General features: G+C 64.3%; 18 protein-coding genes. 13 read left to right on the top strand and 5 right to left on the bottom strand.

The window, feature by feature from the left end:
- The first annotated feature begins 2 nt into the window (after positions 1-2).
- Genes BGK68_RS21270 through BGK68_RS21260 form a run of 3 tightly spaced genes read left to right on the top strand, consistent with a single transcriptional unit; the run spans position 3 to position 3,623 of the window.
- Positions 3-1,604 (top strand): acyl-CoA ligase (AMP-forming), exosortase A system-associated, encoded by a 1,602-nt coding sequence (locus BGK68_RS21270; RefSeq protein WP_075258715.1) that lies wholly within the window; start codon positions 3-5, stop codon positions 1,602-1,604.
- Positions 1,594-2,850 (top strand): pyridoxal-dependent decarboxylase, exosortase A system-associated, encoded by a 1,257-nt coding sequence (locus BGK68_RS21265; RefSeq protein ID WP_075258714.1) that lies wholly within the window; start codon positions 1,594-1,596, stop codon positions 2,848-2,850. The genes BGK68_RS21270 and BGK68_RS21265 overlap by 11 nt, the downstream gene beginning before the upstream one ends.
- Positions 2,847-3,623, top strand: a complete 777-nt coding sequence (locus BGK68_RS21260; protein ID WP_075258713.1) for a S1 family peptidase — start codon at positions 2,847-2,849, stop codon at positions 3,621-3,623. The genes BGK68_RS21265 and BGK68_RS21260 overlap by 4 nt, the downstream gene beginning before the upstream one ends.
- A 135-nt stretch (positions 3,624-3,758) precedes the next feature.
- On the opposite strand, the gene BGK68_RS21255 is transcribed toward BGK68_RS21260, so the two are convergent.
- Both BGK68_RS21255 and BGK68_RS21250 read right to left on the bottom strand, forming a co-directional pair.
- Positions 3,759-5,498, bottom strand: coding sequence for a methyl-accepting chemotaxis protein (locus tag BGK68_RS21255; protein WP_075259935.1), 1,740 nt, complete (start codon positions 5,496-5,498; stop codon positions 3,759-3,761).
- Between the two features lie 165 nt (positions 5,499-5,663).
- Positions 5,664-6,065, bottom strand: coding sequence for a response regulator (locus BGK68_RS21250; RefSeq protein WP_233149375.1), 402 nt, complete (start codon positions 6,063-6,065; stop codon positions 5,664-5,666).
- 429 nt (positions 6,066-6,494) lie between these two features.
- Between BGK68_RS21250 and BGK68_RS21245 the strand changes: the two genes are divergently transcribed.
- The 8 genes from BGK68_RS21245 to BGK68_RS21210 all read left to right on the top strand — a co-directional run bounded on the left by BGK68_RS21245 (position 6,495) and on the right by BGK68_RS21210 (position 14,522).
- Entirely contained in the window at positions 6,495-7,607 is a 1,113-nt protein-coding gene (locus BGK68_RS21245; RefSeq protein ID WP_075258711.1) for a patatin-like phospholipase family protein, read from the top strand.
- 55 nt (positions 7,608-7,662) lie between these two features.
- Complete coding sequence (locus BGK68_RS21240) at positions 7,663-9,309, top strand: methyl-accepting chemotaxis protein (RefSeq protein ID WP_075258710.1); 1,647 nt, start codon at positions 7,663-7,665, stop codon at positions 9,307-9,309.
- 262 nt (positions 9,310-9,571) lie between these two features.
- The gene (locus tag BGK68_RS21235) at positions 9,572-10,117 is read left to right on the top strand and encodes an iron transporter (RefSeq protein WP_013234696.1); all 546 of its coding nucleotides are present in this window, start codon (positions 9,572-9,574) and stop codon (positions 10,115-10,117) included.
- 118 nt (positions 10,118-10,235) lie between these two features.
- Positions 10,236-10,577 (top strand): cupredoxin domain-containing protein, encoded by a 342-nt coding sequence (locus tag BGK68_RS21230; RefSeq protein WP_075258709.1) that lies wholly within the window; start codon positions 10,236-10,238, stop codon positions 10,575-10,577.
- 44 nt (positions 10,578-10,621) lie between these two features.
- The gene (locus BGK68_RS21225; RefSeq protein ID WP_075258708.1) at positions 10,622-11,494 is read left to right on the top strand and encodes an FTR1 family iron permease; all 873 of its coding nucleotides are present in this window, start codon (positions 10,622-10,624) and stop codon (positions 11,492-11,494) included.
- 58 nt (positions 11,495-11,552) lie between these two features.
- Positions 11,553-12,890, top strand: a complete 1,338-nt coding sequence (locus tag BGK68_RS21220; protein ID WP_075258707.1) for a 4Fe-4S binding protein — start codon at positions 11,553-11,555, stop codon at positions 12,888-12,890.
- Positions 12,891-13,061: 171 nt separating this feature from the next.
- Positions 13,062-13,400: a zinc ribbon domain-containing protein YjdM gene (locus tag BGK68_RS21215; protein WP_013234692.1), complete on the top strand. Its 339-nt coding sequence runs from the start codon at positions 13,062-13,064 to the stop codon at positions 13,398-13,400.
- Positions 13,401-13,514: 114 nt separating this feature from the next.
- Positions 13,515-14,522, top strand: a complete 1,008-nt coding sequence (locus tag BGK68_RS21210; RefSeq protein WP_075258706.1) for a bile acid:sodium symporter family protein — start codon at positions 13,515-13,517, stop codon at positions 14,520-14,522.
- Positions 14,523-14,626: 104 nt separating this feature from the next.
- On the opposite strand, the gene BGK68_RS21205 is transcribed toward BGK68_RS21210, so the two are convergent.
- Positions 14,627-15,676: an NADP(H)-dependent aldo-keto reductase gene (locus BGK68_RS21205; RefSeq protein WP_075258705.1), complete on the bottom strand. Its 1,050-nt coding sequence runs from the start codon at positions 15,674-15,676 to the stop codon at positions 14,627-14,629.
- Between the two features lie 187 nt (positions 15,677-15,863).
- On the opposite strand from BGK68_RS21205, the gene BGK68_RS21200 reads away from it, so the two are divergent.
- The gene (locus tag BGK68_RS21200) at positions 15,864-17,135 is read left to right on the top strand and encodes an MFS transporter (RefSeq protein WP_075258704.1); all 1,272 of its coding nucleotides are present in this window, start codon (positions 15,864-15,866) and stop codon (positions 17,133-17,135) included.
- A gap of 26 nt (positions 17,136-17,161) precedes the next feature.
- Here the strand turns inward: BGK68_RS21200 and BGK68_RS21195 are convergent, their stop codons facing one another.
- Positions 17,162-20,344 carry an EAL domain-containing protein gene (locus tag BGK68_RS21195; protein ID WP_075258703.1) on the bottom strand — a complete coding sequence of 1,061 codons (3,183 nt, stop codon included), beginning with the start codon at positions 20,342-20,344 and terminating at the stop codon, positions 17,162-17,164.
- Between the two features lie 196 nt (positions 20,345-20,540).
- Positions 20,541-20,729, bottom strand: a complete 189-nt coding sequence (locus BGK68_RS21190; RefSeq protein WP_143433131.1) for a hypothetical protein — start codon at positions 20,727-20,729, stop codon at positions 20,541-20,543.
- A gap of 210 nt (positions 20,730-20,939) precedes the next feature.
- On the opposite strand from BGK68_RS21190, the gene BGK68_RS21185 reads away from it, so the two are divergent.
- On the top strand, positions 20,940-22,046 hold the full coding sequence (locus tag BGK68_RS21185) for an S-(hydroxymethyl)glutathione dehydrogenase/class III alcohol dehydrogenase (RefSeq protein WP_013234687.1): 1,107 nt from the start codon (positions 20,940-20,942) through the stop codon (positions 22,044-22,046).
- Positions 22,047-22,055 lie beyond the last annotated feature (9 nt).

Below are 22,055 nucleotides of genomic sequence, written 5' to 3'. Positions count from 1 at the left end.
CCGTGACGCCTACGCTCATCCACGACACCCTCTTGGCCAGCGCGCAGGCGCGGCCCCAGGCGACGGCCTTGCGCTATCGCGGCCAGCAGCTGGACTATGCCGGCCTGGCCGCGGGCGTGGAGCAGGTGGCAGCGGCCTTGCTGGCGCTGGGCCTGGCGCCGGGCGAGCGCGTGGCGGTGTATCTGGAAAAACGCATGGAGACGGTGCTGGCGCTCTTTGGCGCGGCCGCTGCCGGGCTGGTCTTTGTGCCGATCAATCCCTTGCTGAAACCGGCCCAGGTCAGCCACATCCTGCAGGATTGCGCCGTGCGCGTCCTGGTGACCTCGGAACCACGCCACCAGGCGCTGGCGGATCGGCTCAGCCAATGCCCGGCCTTGCAGACGGTGGTGCTGGTCGATGCCGCCGCAGCCGCGCCGTCCACACTGGCCACCCCGGCCACGCTGGACTGGACGGCCTTCCTGCAGGCTGCTAATGGCCAGGGCGGTTTGCGCGCCCATCGCCGCATCGATGCCGATCTTGCCGCCATCCTCTATACCTCCGGCAGCACCGGGCAGCCCAAGGGCGTGGTGCTGTCGCATCGCAATCTGGTGGCGGGCGCGCAGAGCGTGGCCGGCTATCTGGGTAATCATCCGCAGGACCGCCTGCTATCAGTGTTGCCACTGAGCTTCGACTATGGCCTGAGCCAGCTGAGCACGGCTTTCCTGAGCGGTGCGTCGGTGACGCTCTTGAACTACCTGGCGCCGCGCGACATCCTCCATGCAGTGGCCAGCGAGGGCATCACCGGGCTGGCCGGCGTGCCGCCGCTGTGGCAGCAACTGGCCGGCCTGCCATGGCCGCAAGGATGCAGCCTGCGTTATCTCACCAATTCCGGCGGGGCCCTGCCGCGCAGCGTCTTGACGCAGTTGCGCCGCGCCTTGCCGCAGGCCCAGGTGTTCCTGATGTATGGCCTCACCGAAGCGTTCCGCTCGACCTACCTGCCGCCGGCGGAACTGGATCGTCGTCCCGATTCCATCGGCCGCGCCATTCCCAATGCCGAGATCATGGTGGTGCGTCCCGACGGCAGCCCTTGTGCGCCCGGCGAGGTGGGCGAGCTGGTGCATCGCGGCGCGCTGGTGGCGCAAGGCTACTGGAATGATCCGGTCAGGACGGCGGAACGCTTTCGTCCCGCGCCGGGGCGCGAGGCGGCGCTGGGCACGCTGGAACTGGCCGTGTGGTCGGGGGATTCGGTGCGCATGGATGAGCAAGGCTATCTCTATTTCGTCGGACGGGCGGACGACATGATCAAGGTCTCCGGCTACCGCATCAGCCCGCACGAGGTCGAAGACGTGCTGCACGCCACCGGCCTGGCCGATGAGTTCGCCGTGGTCGGCGTGGCCCATCCGCAGCAGGGGCAGGCGGTGGTGGCGGTGGCGCCGTCCTCGTGCACGGCAAGCCTGGAGGCCGTGCTGCAGGCTTGCCGCGCCCATCTGCCGTCCTACATGTTGCCGGCCGCGCTGCATCACTGGCCTGGCGAATTGCCGCGCTCGCCCAATGGCAAGCTGGACCGCAAGCTGATGCAGCAGACCCTGGCAGATCATTTCATGAAGGCAGACCATGCACGCTGAGCCACGCCAGAAACCGCTACACGCCGAGCAGACTGCCTTCCCCATCGTGGACGGCATGCTGCACGTGGGCGGCATGCCGCTGGACCGGCTGGCCTTGCGGGTGGGCGCGACTCCGTTCTACGTCTATGACCGCGCCTTGCTGAGGGCGCGCGTTGCGCATCTGCGCACCCATCTACCGGCGCAGATTGCACTGCATTATTCGATCAAGGCCAATCCCATGCCGGCGCTGGTGCAGGCCATGGCGCAACTGGTCGATGGCTTTGACGTGGCCTCGGGCGGCGAACTCTCGACGGCGCTGGATACGCCCATGCCGGTGCGGCACATCAGCTTCACCGGACCGGGCAAGTCCCTGGCCGAGCTGCGGCGCGCGCTGGCGGCCGGGGTCATGCTGCATGTGGAATCCGAACGTGAGGCCGAGGCGGTGGCGGCACTGGCGCAGGAGCTCGGTGTACGCCCTGGCATCACGCTGCGCATCAATCCACCGTTCGAACTGAAGTCCTCGGGCATGCGCATGGGCGGCGGGGCCAAGCCCTTTGGCGTGGACGCCGAAGCCGCACCAGCGCTGCTGCGGCGGCTGGCGGGGCAGGGCGTGCAGGTGGCGGGATTGCAGATCTTCTGCGGCTCGCAGAGCCTGGACGCCCAGGCCATCATGGCGGCGCAGTCCAGCAGTTTCGAACTGGCCTTGCAACTGGCCGGCGAGGCGGAGCTGTCGCTGCGCGTGCTCAATATCGGCGGCGGCTTCGGCATACCGTATTTCCCCGGCGAGCGGGCGCTGGAGATTGCGCCCATCGGCGCGCATCTGGCGCAGTGGTTGCCGCGTCTGCGCGCGGCCCAGCCGCACCTGCGAGTGGTCATGGAGATGGGCCGGTATCTGGTGGGCGAGACCGGCCTCTATGTCAGCCGCGTGATCGATCGCAAGCAGTCACGGGGAGAGGTGTTCCTGGTGGTCGATGGCGGCTTGCATCATCATCTGGCGGCTTCCGGCAATTTCGGCCAGGTGATCCGCAAGAACTATCCGGTCACGATCGTGCCGCTGCAGCCGCAGCGCTCTGGTGGAGCTGCGACCGAGCGGGTCTCGGTGGTCGGTCCCCTGTGTACGCCGCTCGATGTGCTGGCTGCGCAGATGCTGTTGCCGCCGGCGGCGGTGGGCGACCTGGTGGTGGTTTTCCAGTCGGGCGCCTATGGCCTGAGCGCTAGCCCGACTGCGTTCCTCGGGCATCCGGCGCCCGCTGAGGTGCTGGTATGAGGCTGCTGCGCCCACGGCGGGCGTTGCTGGTCCTGTGCTGGCTGGGCGCGTGCGCGGGTCGCGCCGGGGCCGCCGATCTGGTGCAGACCATCGCGGCGATCAAGCCCGCCATCGTCGGCGTCGGCAGCTACCAGGCCATGCGCAGTCCAGCGGTGAGTTTCGTGGGAACGGGCTTCGTGGTCGGCGACGGGCTCACGGTGGTCACCAATGCCCACGTGGTGGCGGCGGCCAGTGGTGATGAGCGCAAGGACAGCAAGGAAGACCTGCGCGTGCTGGTAGCGCGCGGCGCCAATGTCGAGGCGCGCGAGGCCGCGTTGCTGGTCATGGACAAGCTGCATGACCTGGCCCTGCTGCGCATGAGCGGTGCGCCCGAGCCGGCGCTGCGGGTGGGCGATTCGGACAGCGCCAGGGAAGGGCAGATGCTGGCCTTTACCGGTTTTCCCTTGACGGCCATCCTGGGCTTTCATCCGGTCACGCACCGCGCAATGATCTCTGCCATCACGGTCGTGGCCACGCCCGCGCCTAATGCGCGCAGCCTGGACGCCAAGGCCATCGTACAGTTGCAGCGCAGCGCCTACCCGGTCTTCCAGCTCGATGGCACGGCCTATCCGGGTTTCAGCGGCAGCCCGCTGTACGACCCCGAAAGCGGAGTGGTGCTGGGCGTGATCAACAAGGTGCTCAATGCCACCAAGGAATCGGCCATCAGCGCACCCAGCGGCATCACCTATGCCATTCCCGCCAAGTTCGTGCAGCAATTGATGGCGGGACGCTGAGCGGGAAGAGAGCGACTGTCGGAAAATTTGACAGTGTCGCAAGCGGTGTTGCAGGCAGTGTGCCCTGGCTGCGATCAAAGCAGAAAGGGCGCGTCCGAGGATGCGCCCTTTGACTTCGTCAGACGGAGACTTGCCTCAGAACTGTTCCCATGAGCCGCCGTCCTCTGCCGCACCGCCCGGCAAGCGTGATCCGGAAGCCGGCTTGGCCGGGGCCGTCGAGGCTGCAATGGCGACAGCAGGTCGCGCTGCCGGCGCGTGACGCACTGCGGCGGTGCGGGCTACGCTGGCGGCGCGCACGGGCGGGCGCGACGCCCCCTCGTCCTGTTGCTGTTCCAGCTTGAAGAAGCCGACCGTCTGGGTCAGGGTTTCCGCCTGTTCCTGCAAGGACTGGGCGGCGGCGGCGGCTTCTTCCACCAGGGCGGCGTTTTGCTGGGTGACTTCATCCATTTGCGCGATGGCCAGGTTGACCTGCTCGATCCCTTCGCTCTGTTCCTGGCTGGCCGAACTGATCTCGCCGACGATGTCGGTGACCCGGCGCACGCTTTGCACCACTTCGCTCATGGTGATGCCGGCGCGCTCGACCAGCTTGCTGCCCATGTCCACCTGGGCCACCGATCCTTCGATGAGTTCCTTGATCTCCTTGGCCGCACCGGCCGAGCGCTGCGCCAGCGAGCGCACTTCCGAGGCCACCACGGCGAAACCGCGTCCCTGTTCCCCGGCGCGCGCGGCTTCCACCGCCGCGTTCAGGGCCAGGATGTTGGTCTGGAAGGCGATGCCATCGATGACGCCGATGATGTCGGCAATCTTGCGCGAGGAGGCATTGATGTTGCCCATGGTGTCGACCACCTGGTTGACCACGTCGCCGCCTTGGGTGGCCACTTCCGAGGCCGAGACGGCCAGCTGGTTGGCCTGGCGGGCGTTGTCGGCGTTCTGCTTCACGGTGGAGGTCAGTTCTTCCATGGCCGAAGCGGTTTCTTCCAGGGAACTGGCCTGTTCTTCGGTGCGCGAGGACAGGTCCAGGTTGCCCGAGGCGATCTCGGTGGAGGCGGTGGTGATGGTCTGGGTGCCCATGCGGACCTGGCCGACGATGCCCACCAGGCTGTCATTCATGCTCTTGAGGGCCACCAGCAACTGGCCGGTTTCATCCTCGCCCGAAGGTTCGATGTGGGTCGTCAGGTCGCCGCCGGCCACGCGCTGCGCTACCGACAGGGCCTGTTCCAGCGGCCGCGCGATCAGGCGCGAGACCCATACCGCCAGCAGCATGGCCAGGGCGATGCAGGCCGTCACCGTGACGATGATCCATAGCCGGGCCTGGGCATAGATGTCGTCGGCCTGTTTGTTGGAGCTGTCGGCACCCTTGTTGTTGACTGCGGCGAGCTTGTCGATCTGTTGCAGAGAGGTGCGATAGGCCTTGGTGGAGTCGCCGCGTTGCAGGTTGCGGGCTTCTTCATCCTTGCCTTGGCGTGACAACGCGATGATCTTGTCATGTTCCGAGACGAAGGTGGCGATGAGCTTCTCGACTTCCGGATAGATCGTCTTTTCCTCAGGCTCGGAAATCTGCGTCAGGTATTCGGCCTGGGCGCTCTTGATGCTGCTCAACTGCGCCTGCATGCTGCGCTCGACCTCTTCGTATTCCTGGGCGTCCTTGGCCAGGATGTGCTGCAGCTCGAAGCTGCGCAGGCGCGACATGGCCAACTGCAGCCGGGACAGGGTGCGGATGCTGGGCAGCCAGTTGGTGGAGATCTCGGTGGAGGCGCTGTTGACCTGATCCAGCTGACGAATCGAAAACACGCCCAATGCTGCCACCATGGCCACGACCACCAGGAAGGTGGTAATCAGCTTGCGGGAAATCCTGAGGTCGTAGAACCATTTCATGTTGCTCTCCTTGTTGACATCTGCTCCCGGCGGGCCGGTCGCCTCCATCCTGATCAAATCTCCTGCGCCTGCGCCGGGGCGCTCTCAGCGTGTGTTGTCTGGATTGTAAGAAAGAGCGTTGCGAATAAATATCAGGATTTTCCCGGTACGGGACGGGCGCGGGGCTTAAGACGTTGCGCCCGGCAGCCAGCGGCGCACGGTCTGGCTGACCAGTTCCATGAAGGCGCGTGCATCCACTGGCTTGACCAGGTAGTCATTGGCGCCGGCGGCGCGGGCGCGGGCGGCGTCGGCATCGTCCTGGGCAGTGGCGAACATGATCACCGGCAGCGCCCGGGTGTGGGCATGGGCGCGCAGCATGTGCAACAGCTCCAGCCCCTCCATGCGCGGCAGGCGCGGTTCCAGCAGGATCAGGCAGGGCAGGTCGGCAGGATGGGCTTTGGCTTGCGGCTTGAACAGCGACTGGGCCGCGCCCTCGGCATCCTCGAACCAGCCGAAGGCGCAGTCCAGCTTGTTGCGCCATAGGCTGAAACGCGCCAGCTCAACTGACTCCGGGCTGGGATCAACCATCAATATGCTGGGGCGGGACATGCTGGCAATGGCAAGACGATGCGTGGTTTTTTCGGATGATCCGCTTGTAGGTGCGGCAAGTGTGACATAGCGACTTGCAGAAAGCCATTGCTAATTGGCACGTTGCCGGCGCACCGGTGCGGCTTGCGCATGTTGCGTCGCAATAAAGCAGCCAGCTTACATGAACATTACACGCGCAGCTCATGAGCTGGGTTTATGTCAGGATCGCAGCGCTATGGCGGATGTGCCGAGGCTCATTAAATTTCTGAATGCCTGTTATGAGGGAATAAAATCGCGCAGTGCAACATAGAAAAGTTGCTGGTGGGCTATATTCCTGACGTACGCAAGAGTTACGTTGACGGAACGCCGTCCGACGCCACAACGCCGCCCACGAAGCGGCGCAGACAATGCGAATACGAGGGGTTATCAATGGGAATATTGCCAGGTCGCAAGAAAAAGGCGCTGGTCATCGGGGGCGGCGCCCCCAATTCGACGCTCATCGCCGGTGCGCTGGCCGCGTTCCTGGCCGAAGGAATCGAATTCGATGTCATCTCGGCCTCGGGGGCCGGGGTGCTGATGGGCTTGCTCTACACCGCTCCGCGCGATGTCGGGCCGCGCGAGGCGCTGATGAAGTGGGCCGAAGTCGGGGTGGCCGACAGCATCTACAAGCTCTTTCCGGTCAATTACAAAGTCTTCAAGAAGCCCGGAGCACAGGCCGAGAGCTATCGCGAGTCCATGCTGGCGCAGATGCAACAGCTGCCGGGGCTGGGCGCGCATGCCTTTACCGACATGTTCACGCGCCATTTCGCCGATGCTTCGGCCAAGTGGAACGACTGGATGCATCTGCTGATGTCGGCGCTGTCGCCCTCGGACCTGCATTCGGGCAGCCTGGGCCTGTGCGCGCACCTGCCTTTCCTGGAGCAGTCCATCGATTTCACGGCGGTGCCGGCCATGCGCCCGGAGTTCTACATCAACGCCTACAACATCGATCGCCATCGCATGCAGATCTGGAACAAGGACCAGATCACGCCGGCCCATGTGCGGGCCTCGCTGTCCTTCCCCTTCCTGTATGCGCCCACCGAGATCGACGGCGAGCACTACATTGAAGGCGCGGCCCTGGATACGCTCAACTTCACGCCCTTCATCGCTGGTGAAGACGGCAGCCCGGCCCCGGCCGGCGATGTCGATACCCTGGTGGTGCTGGACATCCTGGGCGAGGACCGGCTCATCCGTAAGCCCCGCAATCTCTACGATGCCTGGGTGCGCTCCATCATCACGCCACTGGTGAAGATCTCCAAGGCCGAGCAACGCCTCTTCGAGCTGGAGCACAACACCGACGCCGCCACCGGCAAGCCGCGCCGCCAGGTACTCAAGGTCGATCTCATGGAGGGCGTGCCGGAGTCGCACTGGCCGCAGGTGCTGGACTGGTCGTCGTCCAACATGCAGTTGCTGTTCGACGTCGGCTATCGCGCTGGCGTGGCCTTCTGCCGCGAGCATGGCGACGTGCTCGATCCCGAGCGCGCCACGGCCCTGGCCGCCTAGACCGGCGGCCAGCGGTGCTGCCGTCCTTTCCATTTCTTTTCATGGATGTTCAATCATGACCATTACCAAGCGCCTCATCATTACTCTCTCGACAGCCCTGCTGGCGCTGCTGTTCGTTGGCGCCGATGGCCTCTGGCAGCTGCAGCGCGCCCAGCAGCGCCTGGAGCTGATCCAGAACCGCATCATTCCGGGCATGGACAGCCTGAACCTGCTGAAGGGCTACCTGGCCGATTCGCGCCTGGCCGGCTATCGCCTGTCGGTGTTCGCCAACCTGTCCGACAAGAGCGGCCTGCAAAAGGCCGTGGATACGGCCAACAAGCTGCTCGATGAAGAGTTCGCCCACTACGAGCGCGACCTGATCTTCGATGAAAAGGACCGCGCCCTGATCCAGGCCGACAAGGCCAACATCGAAGCCTACCGCAAGGCCCTGGTGCCGTTCTTCGCTGCCGCCTACGCCAATGACATGGATGGCGTGCGCGCCACCTTGCAGGCCGGCACGCCCCTGGCGGTCTCGGCGGCGGCTGCCAAGAAGGGCTTCGAGGACCACATCCTGATCGGTCGCAAGATGATCGACACCATCAAGCAGGAAAGCGACGAGGCCTATGCCTTCGCCCTGCGCACCATGATCGCCGTGGTGGTGGCGGCGGTGCTGCTGACGGGTCTTCTGGGCCTGCAGGTGGTGCGCAGCGTGATCCGTAGCCTGGGCAAGATCCAGCACACCTTCGAACACGTCAGCCAGACCCTGGACTTGTCGCGTCCGGTGCCGGTGGAGCGCATGGATGAGATCGGCCGCACTGCCGCGACCTTCAACAAGCTGCTGGCGCGCATCGTCGATGTGGTCGCCACCACCCGCACCTCGACCGACTCGGTGACGGTGGCTGCGCGCCAGATCGCCGCCGGCAATGCCGACCTGTCGGCGCGCACCGAGCAACAGGCTGCGGCGCTGGAAGAAAGCGCTTCCAGCCTGGAACAACTGACCTCGGTGGTGCTGCAGAACACCCAGAATGCGCGCCAGGCCAACGAGCTGGCGCAGTCGGCCTCGCACATCGCCTCGCAGGGCGGGGACGTGGTGCGCCAGGTGGTCGATACCATGAATTCCATCAACGAATCCTCGCGCAAGATCGTCGACATCATCGCCGTGATCGACGGCATCGCCTTCCAGACCAACATCCTGGCCTTGAACGCCGCCGTCGAAGCGGCCCGTGCCGGCGAACAGGGGCGTGGCTTTGCCGTGGTGGCCTCGGAAGTGCGCTCGCTGGCACAGCGTTCGGCGGCGGCCGCCAAGGAGATCAAGGAGCTCATTGATGATTCCGTGAACAAGGTCGGCAGCGGCAGCAAGCTGGTGGAACAGGCCGGCACGACCATGAGCGACATCGTCGACAGCGTGCAGCGCGTGACCGTCATCGTCGGTGACATCGCCAACGCCAGCGAAGAGCAGAGTGCCGGCATCTCGCAGGTCAACCAGGCCATCGCGCAGATGGACCAGGGCACCCAGCAGAACGCTGCCCTGGTGGAAGAAGCTGCGGCGGCCGCCCATGCCCTGCAGCAGCAGGCCGAGACGCTGGAAAGCGTGGTCGCGGTGTTCAAGCTGGAGGGTCGCCTCAATGGCAGCATTCCCGTCATCCAGGCGCCTGCCAGCGCGGCGCGGCTGCCGGCCAACCCGGCGGCGCGACAGGCAGAGCCGGTGCTGGAAGAGTTCTGAGGTTCCCAGCCGCGCTTCTTGCTGCTTCGTCTCATCCGACCGCCCGGTGCATGCCGGGCGGTTTTTTTTGTCCTGGCGCTGGGCAGGCGTGGCGCAGAGGGAGGCGGGCATGACTGGTCAGCATTGCTGTGCCGTCTGCCACAAACTGGTCATGCCGGAACGCTCAAAGAGTGATATACTTAATGCTAATCATTATCATTTGAGTCCATGTTGACTCGGATGGGCCTCGAATTTGATTCAACCGACCTCAGGAGAACAAGCAATGATGGGTATCAAGAAACTCGCCGCCGCCGTCGCACTGACCTTGTGTGCCGCCGGGATGGCCTCCGCCGCTGAATATCCGATCGGCAAGCCGCAAATCCAGAACGGCTTCGAAGTCAACGCCGTCTACCTGCAGCCGGTGAAGATGGAACCGGACGGCATGATGCGCAAGGCCGAAGAGTCCGATATCCACCTGGAAGCCGACATCCGCGCCGTGGCCAAGAACCCCAACGGCTTTGCCGAAGGCGACTGGATGCCCTACCTGGCCATCAAATACGAACTGACCAAGGTCGGTTCGACCAAGTCCATCAAGGGCGACATGATGCCCATGGTGGCCAATGACGGTCCGCACTATGGCGACAACGTCAAGCTGGAAGGCCCGGGCAAGTACAAGCTCAAGCTGACCATCTCCTCGCCACAAGCCAATGAACACGCCCACTTCGGCCGCCACGTCGACAAGGAAACCGGCGTGGGTCCCTGGTTCAAGACCTTCGAGCTGAACTACGACTTCACCTTCGCCGGCATCGGCAAGAAGGGCGGCTACTAAGCCTGACGCTGGCCCGTCAGGGCTGGCCCCTCGTACTTTGGTTTGTGCCTTGTAATGATGCCGGCTCACCGCCTTGTCGGTGCAGCCGGTTTCCCGTTTTTGATATTCCGGAGTCTCCATGATCGCAAGAACAGTCCGCCTGACCCTGCTGGCCGCCGCTCTCCTGGGCGCTGCGGCGCAGGCCCCGGCGTCGGAGCTGCCGACCTTCAAGCTGGAGATGCAGGACGGCAAGCTGATCCCGCCGCGCATCGAAGTGCCAGCCGGGCAGCGCATCAAGATCGAAGTGCACAACATCGGCAAGTCCGCCGCCGAGTTTGAAAGTGTGGAACTGCGCAAGGAAAAGGTGCTGGCCCCCGGAGCGCAGTCCTTCGTGGTGATCGCCCCGCTGCGTCCGGGCGAATACAAGTTTTTCGATGACTTCCACCTCAACATGCCGCAAGGCGTGATCGTCGCCAAGTAACAGGGCAGCGGCGGAAGTCCGGTTTCTAGCAAGGGAAGGGTTTCATGGGACAGGTCATGTTCATCGTCTGGCGCGAAAGCGTCGAGGCGCTTCTGGTGGTCGGCATCCTCTATGCCTGGCTGAAGAATGGCGACGTTGCGGCACGGCGCGGCCTGCCCTATCTGTGGGGCGGCGTGGTCGCTGGCGTGGTACTGGCCGCAGCGCTGGGCGCGGCGCTGCTGGGCTTTTCGGAACTGCTCTCGGGCGACGCCCAGACCTACTTCCAGATCGCCATCGTGCTGATCGCGGCGGTGCTGATCGTGCAGATGGTGTTCTGGATGCGCAAGCATGGCCGCACCCTGAAGAAGGAAATGGAAAGCTCCATGCAGTCCAGCTATGAGAGCGGCAACTGGTGGGGCGTGTTCGTGCTGGTGATGCTGGCCATTGCCCGCGAAGGCAGCGAGACGGCGGTGTTCCTCTACGGTATCGGCCTGGGTCAGCAGGACGCCAGCACGGCCTCGCTGGTGCTGGCCGGCGTGATCGGCTTCGGCCTGGCCTTCCTGACCTTCTACCTGCTGCAACTGGGCGGCAAGATATTCTCCTGGCGGCGCTTCTTCCAGGTCACCGAAGTGATCCTGCTGCTGCTGGCGGCGGGCCTCCTGGTCACGGGCGTGGAAAAGCTCTTCGACGTGCTGCTGGAAAGCTCGGACATGCTGGCCTCGGCCGACTGGACCATGACCCTGACCGCACCCGTCTGGGACACCTCCATGCTGCTGGACGACTCCACCACCCTGGGCAGCCTGGTCTCCACGCTGACCGGCTACCGCGCCCGCCCGGCGCTGCTGTCGGTGATCGTCTATGCGCTCTACTGGGTCGTGGTATGCTCGGCCCTCTATCGAAAACCCCAGCCTCAGCCCAAGAGGCAAGAAGCAGTCTGAAGACCTGATGACGACCTGTACGCAATCGCCGACTCTGCTCTCGCGTACCGGAGAATGGATGCGCCGCCATGGCGCATTCATCCGCTCCCTGCAATGGATCGTGGTGGCGGTGTACGCCTTGCTGATCCTGGTACCGGTGTTCCTCCCGCTGCCCGATGAGACGGCCCACCTGTGGTCCAACCTCACCCTGATCGCCCAGTTCGCCTTCTGGGGCATCTGGTGGCCCTTCGTGCTGGTGAGCATGGTGTTGATGGGCCGCGTGTGGTGCGGCGTACTCTGTCCGGAAGGCGCGCTCACCGAGTTCGCCAGCAAGCACGGGCGCGGCAAAGCCATTCCCAGGTGGGTGCGCTGGGGCGGCTGGCCCTTCGTGGCCTTTGCCCTCACCACCATCTATGGCCAGATGGTCAGCGTCTACCAGTACCCCAAGGCGGTGCTGCTGGTGCTGGGCGGCTCGACGGTGGGCGCTATCATCATCGGCTACCTCTACGGGCGCGACAAGCGCGTCTGGTGCAAGTACCTCTGCCCGGTCAATGGCGTCTTCGGCTTGCTGGCCAAGCTGGCGCCGCTGCACTACAAGGTCAACGAGGACGCCTGGCGCGCCTCCTATCATCCCGAGCACAAGATCATCCCCATCAATTGCGCGCCGCTGGTGCCGCTGCGCAATATGAAGGGCGCGTCGGACTGCCACATGTGCGGCCGTTGCAGCGGCCACCGCGACGCCATCGCGCTGACCTTCCGGCCGCCGGCAGTCGAGGTGGTGCAGTTCGGCAAGACCGAGAACAATCTCTGGGAAAGCGCGCTGGTGCTCTATGGCCTCTTGGGCATCGCCATCGGAGCCTTCCACTGGACGGTCAGCCCTTGGTTCATCGCCATCAAGCAGGACATCGCCACCTGGCTGATCGACCGCGACATCATGTGGCCCTTCGGCACCCAGGCGCCCTGGTGGCTGCTGACCAATTATCCGCAGCAAAGCGATGTGTTCACCTGGCTCGACGGGGCCATGGTGGTGGGCTATATCCTGGTCACCGGCCTGGTGCTGGGCAGCGGGGTGGCGTTGATGTTCGCCCTGGCCACGCGGCTGCTGGGCAAGTGGCAGTGGGGCCGCTTCAATCATCTGGTGCAAGCGCTGATCCCGCTGGCGGGTTGCGGCGTGTTCATCGGCCTGTCGGCCACCACCATCAGCCTCTTGCGCGCCGAACACCTGCCGGTGTACTGGGCCAATGACGTGCGCGCCGCGCTGCTGGCGGCCATGACGCTGTGGAGCCTGTGGCTGTGCTGGAAGGTGGTGGCGCGTCACGCCGGCCACTGGGCGCAGCAGTGCCTGGCCATGCTGCCGCTCATGGGCGGCCTGGCCCTGGTCAACACGGCCTGGTGGCTGATGTTCTGGGGCTGGTAGCGCTGATTCTCCCAGTCGCGCAGTCGCTCAGGCGAGAGAACAACGGCAGACGCTGTAGGCGGCCTGCCGTTTTTTATCTTCCGTTGCCGGTAAACTGAACAGGATCATGGCGCGCTTGCATGCAGAAGCAGTACAATCGCTGCTTTTTCACGCTAATTGCCGGAGTTTTCCATGAGTACCTTGCCCGCCTGTCCCCAATGCCAGTCCGAATACACCTATGAGGATGGCGGCCAGTACGTCTGTCCCGAATGCGCCCACGAATGGAGCGCCCAGGCCGCACCGGCCGCCGAGCAGGCGCGCGTCTGGCGGGATGCTTCCGGCAACGTCCTGCAGGATGGCGACACCGTGACCGTCATCAAGGACCTGAAACTGAAGGGCGGCGGTGGTGTGGTCAAGATGGGCACCAAGGTCAAGAACATCCGCTTGGTCGATGGCGACCACGACATCGATTGCAAGATCGACGGCTTCGGCTCCATGGGCCTGAAGACCGAGTTCGTGCGCAAGGCCTGATCCGGCTGCGTCCGTGAGGGGAGGGCGCCAGCAGGCGCCGGCTCCTCTCACGTAGAATGGCGGTTTGCCTGCGCCGCGGTGTGGGCAGATTTTCGCAACCGAACCGATAACGCCATGGCCCGTCCCCGCTTCCTCCCCGATAACATGACCCTGCTGCTGCTCGCCGTGGTGGTCACAGCATCCCTGCTTCCCTGTACCGGCCAGGTGGCCGAGGTCTTCGATGGCCTGACCACCTTCATGATCGGCCTGCTGTTCTTCATGCATGGCGCCAAGCTCTCGCGCGAAGCGGTGGTGGCCGGTTTCACGCACTGGAAGCTGCATGTCACGGTGCTGCTGTGTACCTTCGCGCTGTTCCCGCTGGTCGGCCTGGCCTTCAAGCCGCTGCTCACGCCCTTCATTACGCCCGAACTCTACCTGGGCCTGCTGTTCCTGTGCGTGCTGCCGTCCACCGTGCAGTCCTCGATCGCCTTCACCTCGGTGGCGCGCGGCAATGTGCCGGCGGCCATCTGCGCGGCTTCGGCTTCGAACCTGCTGGGGATTTTCCTGACGCCCTTGCTGGTGGGCGTGCTGGTGGTGGCGCATGACGGCGCGGGGCATTCCTCGCTCGATTCCATCCTCAAAATCGTTTATCAATTATTGCTGCCCTTCGTCGCCGGCCAGATCGCCCGCCCTTGGATAGGTCGCTGGATCGAGCGCAACAAGTCCTGGCTCAAGTTCGTGGACCAGAGCTCGATTTTGCTGGTGGTCTATGTGGCCTTCAGCGAAGCAGTGGTGCAGGGGCTGTGGCATCAGGTGCCGATGTCGATGCTGGTGGCGCTGCTGGTCATCAATGCGGTGCTGCTGGCGCTGATCATGGCGCTGACCACCTATGGCAGCCGTCGCTTGGGCTTCAGCAAGGAGGACGAGATCACCATCGTCTTTTGCGGTTCCAAGAAAAGCCTGGCCTCGGGGGTGCCGATGGCCAAGGTGCTGTTCTCCAGTGGTGCTATCGGTATGGTGCTGCTGCCGGTGATGCTGTTCCACCAGCTGCAGCTGATGGTCTGCGCGGTGCTGGCGGCGCGCTATGGCGCGCGCCAGGAAGAGGTGGAGGCCGCCGTGGCCAGCGAGAGCGGCGGCGATTGAAGAGGCGCGCTTGCATACAGGTGCAGGCGCGCCTTCGATACGGCCCTGATGGGCCTACTCAGTCCGAACGGTAACCGGTAGGTCGACGCTACCAGGTGGACGGATCAGGGCGCCGGATTGGGCTGGCTGCGGTGAATCGCTTCGATGGCGGCCAGCACATCTTCACCCAGTTGCAGCTCGGCGCTGTCGATGTTGCTGCGCAGTTGCTCCAGCGTGGTGGCGCCGATGATGTTGGAGGTGAGGAAGGGGCGGCTGTTGACATAGGCCAGCGCCATCTGCGCCGGGTCCAGTCCGTGCTGGCGCGCCAGGGCGACATAGGCAGCGGTGGCGCGTTCGGCTTGCGCATTGGTGTAGCGCGAGAAACGCTCGAACAGCGTCAGGCGGCCGCCGGCCGGACGCGCGCCATCCAGGTACTTGCCGCTCAACATGCCAAAGGCCAGCGGCGAATAGGCCAACAGGCCGACCTGCTCGCGATGGGCGAACTCGGCCAGGTTGATTTCAAAGCTGCGGTTGAGCAGGTTGTACGGGTTCTGGATGGTGACGATGCGCTCCAGCCCATGCTGCTCAGCCGCGCGCAGGAACTGCGCCACGCCCCAGGCGGTTTCGTTGGACAGGCCGATGGTGCGGATCTTGCCGGCTTTGACGAATTCGCTCAGCACGGTCAGCGTTTCCTCGATGGGAACGGTGCTCTCATCGTCCACGTGCTGGTAGCCGAGCTGGCCGAAGCTGTTCACGCTGCGGTCCGGCCAGTGCAGTTGGTACAGGTCCACGTGATCCAGTTGCAGGCGCTCCAGGCTGCCATGCAGGGCCTCGGTGAGACCCTTGCGGTCGAGGTTGTTGATGCCGCCGCGCACGTGGCGCGGATTGTGCGGCTTGCGCGCCGGACCGGTGCACTTGGTGGCGATGAGCAACTGGTCGCGCTTGCCCGATTTCTTCAGCCAGGTGCCGAGATAGCGTTCGGTCAGACCCTGGGTCTCGGCCTTGGGCGGGACCGGATACATTTCGGCCACGTCGATGAGGTTGATGCCGCGTTCGACGGCGTAGTCCAGTTGCGCATGGGCGTCGGCTTCGCTGTTCTGCTCGCCCCAGGTCATGGTGCCAAGCGTGATCAGGCTGACCTGGAGGTCGGTGCGGCCGAGTGGGCGATACTGCATGGGTTCTCCTTGTGATGATGCGGGCGGGCCGGTGGTGTGGCCTGCCGGCGGGCGCGGGATCGGGTAGTATAGCTGCGCCCGTTCCGGCTTGCAGGAGCGCGCCGCAGCGGCGTCAAGACCGCTTGTGTCATGCCGGCCAGCCTTGCTTGCGCCGGTCTTCATTACGCCAGATCATCTTCGTCCAGACATGTCATCCACCCCCGCCGACGAGGCCGGAGAAACTTCCCAAGAGTCTCTGCCGCCCCTGCGCCACCATACCCCCTTCAAACTCTTCTGGTGCGCCAGCGTGGCCTCGACCATCGCCTTGCAGATGCAGATCGTGGCCGTGGGCTGGCAGGTCTATCAGCTCACCCATAGCGCCATGGACCTGGGCATCGTCGGCCTGGTGCAGTTCATTCCTTCGCTGATCCTGGTCTTCGTGGTCGGGCATGTGGCCGACCGCTTCGACCGCCGCAACGTCGCCCGCGTCAGTGCGCTGGTCGAGGCCCTGGCCGCCGCCACGCTGGCCGCCGGCAGCCTGGGCGGCTGGCTCAACCGCGAGATCATCTTTGCCATCGTGGCCGTCATCGGCGCGGGCCGGGCTTTTTCCAAGCCGACCATGTCGGCGCTGCTGCCCAGCCTGATGTCGCCGCGCCAGTTGCCTGGAGCAGTGGCGGGGTCGGCCTCGGCCACGCAGTTCGCCATCATCATCGGGCCGGCGCTGGGTGGTTTCCTCTACGTGGCCGGGCCGGCGGTGGTCTATGCCAGCAGCGGCGTGCTCTTCGCGCTGTGCAGTCTGCTGCTCTCGTTGATCCAGCGTTCTCCCCAGGCGGGGGCGCCGGCTGCTGCGGCCAAGCCAGCCGGGGCCAGCCTGTCGTCGGTGTTTGCTGGCCTGGCCTTCATCCGCAGCAAGCCGGCCATCTTCGGTGCGATCTCGCTGGACATGTTTGCCGTGCTGCTGGGCGGGGCTACCGCCTTGTTGCCGGTGTTCGCCCACGACATCCTGCACACCGGCGCGGCCGGACTGGGTCTGTTGCGCTCCGCTCCCGCAGCGGGAGCGCTGGCCGTGGCGCTATGGCTGGCGCGCAGGCCGCTGGGCGGGCGCGTGGGGCGCACCATGTTCGTGGCGGTCGGAGTGTTCGGACTGGCCACCATCGCCTTCGGCCTGTCGCGCTCCTTCCCGCTGTCGCTGGCGGCGCTGGCCGTGCTGGGCGCGGCCGACATGATCAGTGTGGTGGTGCGCTCGTCCTTCGTGCAGCTGGAAACGCCGGAAGCCATGCGCGGACGCGTCTCGGCGGTCAACTCGGTCTTCATCGGCACCTCCAACCAGCTCGGTGAATTCGAGTCCGGGCTCACGGCCGCCTGGTTCGGCGCGGTGCCGGCGGTGCTCATCGGCGGCGTCGGCACCTTGCTCATCGTGTTGCTGTGGGTGAGGATCTTCCCGGCGCTCTATCGGGTGGATCGCCTGACTTCACGCTAATCTGGGCGCAGCACAGCGTGGTGCGCTCAGCCTTGCCTGATCAGCCCTTGCGGCCTGTCCTGCTGGCCCTCAAGCAGTTGCACGAACTGCGCATAGGGCACCGGCTTGCTGAAGTAATAGCCCTGGTATTCATCCGAGCCGAACTCGCGCAGGGCCTGCAACTGCTTCTCCGTCTCCACCCCTTCTGTGACCACCTTCAGGTTCAGCGCATGGCTCATGGCGATGATGGCCTGCACGATGGCGCTGCTGTTGGGGTTGTCGGGAATATCGTTGATGAAGGACTTGTCGATCTTCAGCGTATTGACCGGGAAGCGCTTCAGGTAAGCCAGCGAGGAATAGCCGGTCCCGAAATCGTCGATGGAAATCGTGAAACCCTCTGCGCGGATGCCGTCCATGATGGCGATGGCGCGCTCGCGATTGTGCATCACCATGCTTTCGGTGATCTCGAATTCCAGGCAGGAGGGTGGGGTGCCATGCCGGTTCACCACTTCCTTGATGTCGTCCAGCAGCCGTTCGTCGCCGAACTGGCTGCCGGTCAGGTTGATGGAGATGCGCCCGCACGTCATCTGCTGCTGGCGCATCAGGCCGATATCGCGGCAGGCTATATCCAGCACCAGCAGGCCGATCTGGTCGATCAGCCGGGTTTCTTCGGCCAGGGTGATGAATTCTCCCGGCGGCAGCAGGCCGCGTAGCGGGTGCTGCCAGCGCACCAGTGCTTCGGCGCCGACGATGCGGCCTTCGGCCAGTTCGATCTTGGGCTGGTAATGCACCACGAACTCGGCGCGTTCGATGGCGCGCCGCAGTTCGGCTTCCAGGGCAATGCGCTCTACCGTGTTGGTGTTGATCTCGTCGGAGAAGAAGCGGTAGTCGTCCTTGCCATGGTGCTTGGCGCGGTACATGGCGATGTCGGCGTTCTTGATCAGGGTCTGGGCATTGTCGCCATCGCCGGGATAGGTGGCGATGCCGATGCTCACCGACAGCATGGCTTCCTGGCCATCGATGATGAAGGGCTTGCGCGCCTCGGTGAGCAGCTTCTGGGCGATCTCGCCCAGTTGCACCGGATCGTCGAAGTCATCCACCAGCACGATGAATTCATCTCCGCCCACGCGCGCCAGGATGTCCAGCTCGCGCAGGCTGTTGCGAAAGCGCTGGGCGATCTCCTGCAGCACGGCTTCGCCGGTCTCATGGCCGAAGGTATCGTTGATGTTCTTGAAGCGGTCCAGGTCCATCAGGATCACCGCCACCATGCCATTGCGGTGCTCGGCATGGGTGATGGCATTGGAGACGTGCTGGGTGCACAGGAAACGGTTGGGCAGGCCGGTCAGCTCGTCGTAGTGGGCCAGGTGGCGGATGCGTTCATCGGCGCGGCGGCTCTCGATGGCCACGCTGGCCAGGTCGGCGGCGATATTGGCCAGTTGCAGGTATTCATTGCTGGGGGCCTGGTTTTCCTTGAGCAGAGCGGCAAACACGCCCAGCAGTTGCCCCTCCTTGCCAATGATGGGCCAGGCGCCGCAGGAGGGGTAGATATCGACGTCGATCAGCGGGCGCAGGTGCTCGGTGATCGGGTCATGGGCGATGTTGGCGACGATGCAGGGGCCGCGCCGCAGCGCCGCCTCTGCGCCGACGCCGCAGCCATGGCGGATCGGCATGCCTTGCAGCGCACGGATGAGGCGTGGCGGATAACGATGGCTCAACACCGAGGTGAAGTGCGAGGCTTGTTCGTTGACCAGCATCACGCTGCACGCCCCATAGGGGATCTGCGCATCGGCAAAGCTGACGATCTCGTAGAGGACACCGTCGAGCTCATCGTCGGCCATCACCATGTGCAGCACCCGGTTCTGTTCGCTCTGCAGCAGCTCGGCGCGTTTGCGCGCGCTGATGTCGCGCAGGATGGCAAAGATGGCGTAGCCGCGTTCGAATTCGGCGCGGTTGAGCGTGACATCGGTATGGATGATCTTGTTACGCCGCACCGTCACCCATTCGAATTGCTGCGGCTGGCCGGCCAGGACGCGCGCGACCAGTTCGTCGATGTCGGGCTGCTCCATGTGGCGCGACTTCTGGCGCGAGAACAGGCCGACCTTGCGGCCGATGATGCGTTCCTTGTCCGGCACGCCGAAAAAGCGCAGCGCGGCGGCATTGCAGTCCAGGTAGCGCAGTTCGGCCGAGATCAGCACGATGGGATCATTGCCTTCCTCGTAGAGCTTGCGATACCGGTATTCGCTGGCCGAGAGCGCATGGTCGAGGCGGCGCTGGTAGCGGTAATAGACCAGGAAGGAAATGAGCGCAATGAGGATGAAGCCGAGGATGCCGGTGGTCAGCAGGATGCGGTTCTCGGTGCGGCTGCGCCAGGGCGCCAGCACATCGTTCATGCGCCGGGCATAGACGGCCACCAGCGACCATTTCTCCAGCCGCTTGTAGGTAAACAGCAGCGGCTCGCCGGTCAGGTGGGAATTCTCTTCGAAACTGCCTTCGTCGCCGCCGGCGCGGATGTACGTCATGCTCTTGGCGTCGGCCAGGTTGACGCTGAGCCAGCGTTCCTCGAAGGGCGAGCGCAGCATCATCGAGCCGCTTTCGGTGCGCAGCGAGACGATGGCCTCGAAATTGGTAATGCGCTTGTAGAAGTCGAAGAAGGTCGCCGCGCGCAGCTCGGCCACCAACAGGCCGATGGGGCGGGCGCTGCGGTCATACAGGTTCATGGCCACCGGCAGCACCAGCTCGCGGTTGTAGCGGCTGCGCATGAGCTGGCCCACGAACAGGTTGGGACGCGCCGGATTGCCATCGACGTAGGTCAGCTTGTGGTCTTCGGGAATGCTGCTGGTGTCGAAGCTGCGCAGGGAACTGGCGCGGGTATTGCCGTTGCGGTCCACATAGCGCAGCACCATCACCGTGGGCAGGCGCTGTTGCGTGCCGGCCAGCACGTTGTAGAGGCCCTGGTCGTTGTCCAGCAGTTCGGGGCCACCCTCGTGCAGTTGCTCGGCCGTGCTCCACATCATCTGTTCGAGGTCGCCGAACACGCGCGCAGCATGTTCCTGGATGCTGCGCGCAGCGGTCAGCGAACTGGCGCGCTCGGCGTCGATGGTCAACTGGCGGTCCTGGCGGATTTCCCACCAGGTCTGCACCACGATGAAGGAACCGACGAAGGCGACGAACAGCAGCAAGGTCTTGAGGGTATATCCCGTACGTCCCGGCGATTTGTTCTCTTTTCCCATGTAACCGATATCACCACACCTGTCGTTAGGCAGCCTGCGGCTGCGCGTTTTTTCGTCCCACCGGGGCGGAACGACCCTTTCGACAGCTCTCTCACGCCGCTGGCCCGGGCAGGACCCGTCCGCCGATGACCGCTGCAATGCAGCGCGATCCTAGCAGTTGAGTCTTGCTTACACCAGAGTTACGTGGATGCCCCCACTATTTGATACGTGATGATACGCGAGACAACAGCATGTCGCCGCCGTCCATCTTGCCTTGTGATACCCCTTGCCGCTGGTTGAACCAGACCGTTATTGTTTGCTCTTGGTCATCTGATCCGGCCAGATCATCCTGGCCCCGTACCGTTTCTTCTGTAGCAACCTTACCGCAAGCGGCGATCTTTGTCATTAAGCCACATTCTGCCGTTGTATGGACAGCCAGGAATTTCATGTCGGCAAGAAATTTTCAACGATTCCGGTATCGATAGGGCTACCGATGCAGTTTCATTTGCAATGCGATAATAGCGCCTTCGTTACAGAGCTCATCACGCCTGTCCCGGTCGAGCCGGACCCGGGCAGGGTGCGTACCCCCTCATTACCTAGCAAAGGACCCATCCCTATGAAGACAAGAGCAGCGGTAGCATGGCAGGCAGGCAAGCCCTTGACCATCGAGGAAGTCGAACTCGGCGGCCCCAAGGCCGGCGAAGTCCTGGTCGAGATCAAGGCCACCGGCATTTGCCATACCGACTACTACACCCTCTCGGGCGCCGACCCGGAAGGCATCTTCCCGGCCATTCTCGGCCATGAGGGCGCGGGCGTGGTGGTCGATGTCGGCCCGGGCGTGAAGTCGCTGAAAAAGGATGACCACGTCATCCCCCTGTACACGCCCGAATGCCGCGAGTGCAAGTTCTGCCTGTCGCAGAAGACCAACCTGTGCCAGGCCATCCGCGCCACCCAGGGCCGCGGCCTGATGCCCGACGCCACCAGCCGCTTCTCGCTGGATGGCAAGCCCCTGTTCCACTACATGGGCACCTCGACCTTCTCCAACTACATCGTCGTGCCCGAGATCGCCCTGGCCAAGATCCGCTCCGATGCCCCCTTCGACAAGGTCTGCTACATCGGCTGTGGCGTGACCACCGGCGTGGGCGCGGTGCTGTTCACTGCCAAGGTGGAAGCCGGCGCCAACGTGGTGGTATTCGGCCTGGGCGGCATTGGCTTGAACGTCATCCAGGCAGCCAAGATGGTGGGCGCCAACAAGATCATCGGCGTGGACCTGAACCCGGCTCGTGAAGCCATGGCCCGCAAGTTCGGCATGACCGACTTCATCAATCCCAAGGACGTGCCCAACGTGGTCGATGCCATCATCGGCATGACCGATGGCGGCGCCGACTACAGCTTCGAGTGCATCGGCAACACCACCACCATGCGCCAGTCGCTGGAGTGCTGCCACAAGGGCTGGGGCCAGTCCATCATCATCGGCGTGGCCGCCGCCGGCCAGGAAATCTCGACCCGTCCGTTCCAGCTGGTGACTGGCCGCGTGTGGAAGGGCTCGGCCTTCGGCGGTGCGCGTGGCCGTACCGATGTGCCCAAGATCGTGGACTGGTACATGGAAGGCAAGCTCAACATCGATGACCTGATCACCCACAAGCTGCCGCTGGAGCGCATCAATGAAGGCTTCGACCTGATGAAGAGCGGCGAGTCGATCCGTTCCGTGGTCGAGTTCTGAGGAGGGCGC

Origin of the sequence: Herbaspirillum camelliae, from assembly GCF_001929405.1 — a bacterium.
Lineage (GTDB): Bacteria > Pseudomonadota > Gammaproteobacteria > Burkholderiales > Burkholderiaceae_D > Herbaspirillum > Herbaspirillum seropedicae.
The sequence above is the reverse complement of the archived record's forward strand: the minus strand, read 5'-3'. Positions and strand labels throughout refer to the sequence as shown.

Excerpts from the sequence above, each read along its gene's own strand:
- BGK68_RS21265 (WP_075258714.1), top strand. The coding sequence starts at position 1,594 with ATGCACGCTGAGCCACGCCAGAAACCGCTACACGCCGAGCAGACTGCC.
- BGK68_RS21260 (WP_075258713.1), top strand. The coding sequence starts at position 2,847 with ATGAGGCTGCTGCGCCCACGGCGGGCGTTGCTGGTCCTGTGCTGGCTG.
- BGK68_RS21255 (WP_075259935.1), bottom strand. The coding sequence starts at position 5,498 with ATGAAATGGTTCTACGACCTCAGGATTTCCCGCAAGCTGATTACCACC.
- BGK68_RS21250 (WP_233149375.1), bottom strand. The coding sequence starts at position 6,065 with ATGGTTGATCCCAGCCCGGAGTCAGTTGAGCTGGCGCGTTTCAGCCTA.
- BGK68_RS21245 (WP_075258711.1), top strand. The coding sequence starts at position 6,495 with ATGGGAATATTGCCAGGTCGCAAGAAAAAGGCGCTGGTCATCGGGGGC.
- BGK68_RS21240 (WP_075258710.1), top strand. The coding sequence starts at position 7,663 with ATGACCATTACCAAGCGCCTCATCATTACTCTCTCGACAGCCCTGCTG.
- BGK68_RS21235 (WP_013234696.1), top strand. The coding sequence starts at position 9,572 with ATGATGGGTATCAAGAAACTCGCCGCCGCCGTCGCACTGACCTTGTGT.
- BGK68_RS21230 (WP_075258709.1), top strand. The coding sequence starts at position 10,236 with ATGATCGCAAGAACAGTCCGCCTGACCCTGCTGGCCGCCGCTCTCCTG.
- BGK68_RS21225 (WP_075258708.1), top strand. The coding sequence starts at position 10,622 with ATGGGACAGGTCATGTTCATCGTCTGGCGCGAAAGCGTCGAGGCGCTT.
- BGK68_RS21220 (WP_075258707.1), top strand. The coding sequence starts at position 11,553 with ATGCGCCGCCATGGCGCATTCATCCGCTCCCTGCAATGGATCGTGGTG.
- BGK68_RS21215 (WP_013234692.1), top strand. The coding sequence starts at position 13,062 with ATGAGTACCTTGCCCGCCTGTCCCCAATGCCAGTCCGAATACACCTAT.
- BGK68_RS21210 (WP_075258706.1), top strand. The coding sequence starts at position 13,515 with ATGGCCCGTCCCCGCTTCCTCCCCGATAACATGACCCTGCTGCTGCTC.
- BGK68_RS21205 (WP_075258705.1), bottom strand. The coding sequence starts at position 15,676 with ATGCAGTATCGCCCACTCGGCCGCACCGACCTCCAGGTCAGCCTGATC.
- BGK68_RS21200 (WP_075258704.1), top strand. The coding sequence starts at position 15,864 with ATGTCATCCACCCCCGCCGACGAGGCCGGAGAAACTTCCCAAGAGTCT.
- BGK68_RS21195 (WP_075258703.1), bottom strand. The coding sequence starts at position 20,344 with ATGGGAAAAGAGAACAAATCGCCGGGACGTACGGGATATACCCTCAAG.
- BGK68_RS21190 (WP_143433131.1), bottom strand. The coding sequence starts at position 20,729 with ATGACAAAGATCGCCGCTTGCGGTAAGGTTGCTACAGAAGAAACGGTA.
- BGK68_RS21185 (WP_013234687.1), top strand. The coding sequence starts at position 20,940 with ATGAAGACAAGAGCAGCGGTAGCATGGCAGGCAGGCAAGCCCTTGACC.